2 protein-coding genes are annotated in these 2,851 nt (G+C 58.8%); both read left to right on the top strand.

Annotated elements, in window-relative coordinates; all coding sequences use genetic code 11:
- Window positions 1–697: 697 nt before the first annotated feature.
- Window positions 698–2,053 (top strand): TolC family protein, encoded by a 1,356-nt coding sequence (locus OA56_RS07425; RefSeq protein WP_461584403.1) that lies wholly within the window; start codon window positions 698–700, stop codon window positions 2,051–2,053.
- Between the two features lie 2 nt (window positions 2,054–2,055).
- The gene (locus OA56_RS07420; RefSeq protein WP_461584402.1) at window positions 2,056–2,847 is read left to right on the top strand and encodes a hypothetical protein; all 792 of its coding nucleotides are present in this window, start codon (window positions 2,056–2,058) and stop codon (window positions 2,845–2,847) included.
- The last annotated feature ends 4 nt before the right edge of the window (window positions 2,848–2,851 follow it).

The raw sequence follows: 2,851 nt of genomic DNA, 5'->3' as shown, positions 1-2,851 counted from the left end.
AAATTTACAGAAAAAAGGTTGCACAACCGCCGGATGAGGCTGCAGAGGGCCCACGAAGGGGCTTGCTGGAGCCCAAGAACCGTTCAGCATCTGTTTCGATCCCATCCTACGAAACGATATTGACCCTCAACTCGTCGCCACGAACGAGTGGGCGGGGTAGTGCAGAGGTTCCCTTGACCACGCGTCGCTTGTTTATGATTTTTCTGCTGGTATTGATGCCGCTGCAGCTCAGTTGGGCAGCGATTGCATCCTATTGCCAGCACGAAACTGGGGCCGCAGCCAAACACTTCGGTCACCATGACCATCAGCACAAGGCTACTGATGGTAAAGAGACAGCACCCGATCCAGCCAAAACCGGTGGCGGTGACCCTGATTGCGCATCCTGCCATGCGGGGTGTTCATCAGCCCTGCCTGGGGAGGTGACTCTCCCGCCGATGTTCAGCTCGTCCCTAGACATAGCGGACTACTGGCTGCATCTTACGTCGCCCCCTTTCGAACGCTTAGAACGCCCGCAGTGACGTGTCCTCGCCTGATCGGCGGGGAGCGCGTTCCTTCCCTCGTCGTCACTAAAGCAGTCGCGCTTGGTGCGTGACCGCACAAAGCCGCCTTTGCGCCGCTGACGTGACGATGTAGCAGGCGATCATTTGGATCGCTCTCCGCCGATTTCCTCGTGTCTTTGAAATCACTGGAGAATCGGATGTTGAAGAGTATTCACAAGCAAAAACGACGGGCGTCACTTGCCGTTCATAGGGCTACAAAAAAGGCAACTGCAGCGGGCCTGCTCATTGCGCTCACCGCAGGAGTATCTTTTGCCCAATCGCTGCCTGCTGCCCAAGCCAACCGCACAGCCCAATCTGAGTCGCAGGCCGATGTGGCGACGCCTCTGACGTTGCAGAGAGCCATCGCGTTGGCGCTCGACGGCAATCCAGACCTTACCGTCGCAAAACGTGAAATTGAGGCTACTGAAGGTCAGGTGCTTCAAGCGCAAGCGCGCCCTAACCCAGAGCTTGCCTATTTACTGGAAGACCAGCGCGCACAGACCCGTACACAAAGCGTGCAGATCAACCTTCCCGTTGAAATGGGCGGCAAGCGCGCGGCCCGTATCGCGGCCGCCGAGCGAGGGCGCGACATCGCAGTGGAAGACCTGAATGTGCGGCGCATCGAAATCCGCGCCGCTGTGGTCGCCGCCTTCTTCGAAACGCTGGCAGCCCAGGAGCGTGTAGCACTGGCTCTTGACAGTGTCGATTTGGCGAGAAAAGCGACCGACGCGGTTGCCAAGCGCGTGGCAGCGGGTAAGGTTTCTCCCGTCGAAGAATCAAAGGCCCGGGTGGCTGAGGCCGGGGTGCGCGTTGAACTCGCCCAGGCGCAAAGCGAGCTGCGCAACGCTCGGGGACGTCTTGCCAGCTTGCTGGGTGCCAATCCACCTCGCTTCACCCTCGTCGCGGGCAATGTTGAAGCGCTCCCGCCCGTTCCAAGCTTCGACAGTGTCCAGCAACGCCTGTCTGTCTCGCCAACCTTGCGTCGTGCGCAGCTAGAGATGGAACGCCGCAGATCACTGGTCGATTTGGAGCGCAGCAAGCGGGTACCCGATGTCACCTTCAGCCTGGGAGTGAAGCGCTCCAATGAGCTGCAGCGTGATCAGCTGCTGTTCGGCGTCTCCGTGCCGTTGCCGTTGTTTGATCGCAATCAGGGCAACTTGCTGGAAGCGCTGAAGCGCGAAGACAAAGCCCGGGACGAACTCCAGGCGTTGAACGTGCGAGTCGGCACTGAAGTGATGCAAGCCCGCGAGCGGCTGGACGCCATTCGCAGGGAAGTCGAGGTCTTGCAACGGGACGTACTCCCCGGGGCTAAGAGTGCCTACGACGCAGCCACCATCGGATTCGAGAACGGCAAGTTCAACTTTCTAGAAGTGCTAGACGCGCAGCGCACCTACTTCGCCGCCAAGTCCCAATACCTCAAGGCACTGGCCGAAGCGCATCGCGCGGCGGCGGACATTGACCGGGTGCTCGGCGACTCCACCCCGAATGCCGACAAGCCATCCAATCAGGAATGAATATGAAAATCGACACAAAAAAACTGAACATCAGCAAAAAGCAGTTGGTCGCCATCGCTGCAATTGCCGTGACTGGCGTAGTGCTTGGCACCGCCATTCTGAGCAACAAGACAAGCAAGACGGCGGAAGATGATGGCCACGGTCATGGCAGCCACGTTGAAGCGAAAGCGCACAGTGATGGTGAGCACCACGGCAAGACGAGTGGCGATGGGCACGATCATGACAAAGGCCACGCTGACGGCGAGCACCACGAAGGCCCCAGCAAGGGGCCTCATGGCGGCAAGCTGTTCAAGGAAGGAGATTTTGGGCTGGAGGCTTTGCTGGCCGAGGACGGAGGCGAACCACGCCTGCGGATCTGGCTGTTCAGCAAAGATAAGCCGCTTCCAAACAATGCAGCCAAAGTCAGCGCCACCATCACGCGCTTGACCGGAGAGACGCAGACCCTCAACTTTGCACCTGACAAGGACAGCCTGGTGAGCCGTGAGGTGGTGCCCGAGCCACACGCGTTCGAGATCAGCATCGTTGCCCAGACTGCCACCGAGCCCTTCATGTTCGTCCTGAACCAAGAGGAAGGGAAGGTCGAGCTTAGCGATGCACAAATCAAGGCCGCATCCATTGGCATCGACACGGCAGGTCCTGCGCGCATCAAGTCTGTTTTGCAATTGCCAGGCGAAATTCGTCTGAATGAAGACCGGACTTCGCACATTGTTCCGCGCATTGCGGGTGTGGTCGAGAGTGTGCAGGTCAGTCTGGGGCAGGCGGTCAGACGAGGTTGTGCAACCTTTTTTCTGTAAATTT

The organism is Tepidiphilus sp. HLB4, assembly GCF_054823945.1.
The sequence above is the reverse complement of the archived record's forward strand: the minus strand, read 5'-3'. Positions and strand labels throughout refer to the sequence as shown.

Excerpts from the sequence above, each read along its gene's own strand:
- OA56_RS07425 (WP_461584403.1), top strand. The coding sequence starts at position 698 with ATGTTGAAGAGTATTCACAAGCAAAAACGACGGGCGTCACTTGCCGTT.
- OA56_RS07420 (WP_461584402.1), top strand. The coding sequence starts at position 2,056 with ATGAAAATCGACACAAAAAAACTGAACATCAGCAAAAAGCAGTTGGTC.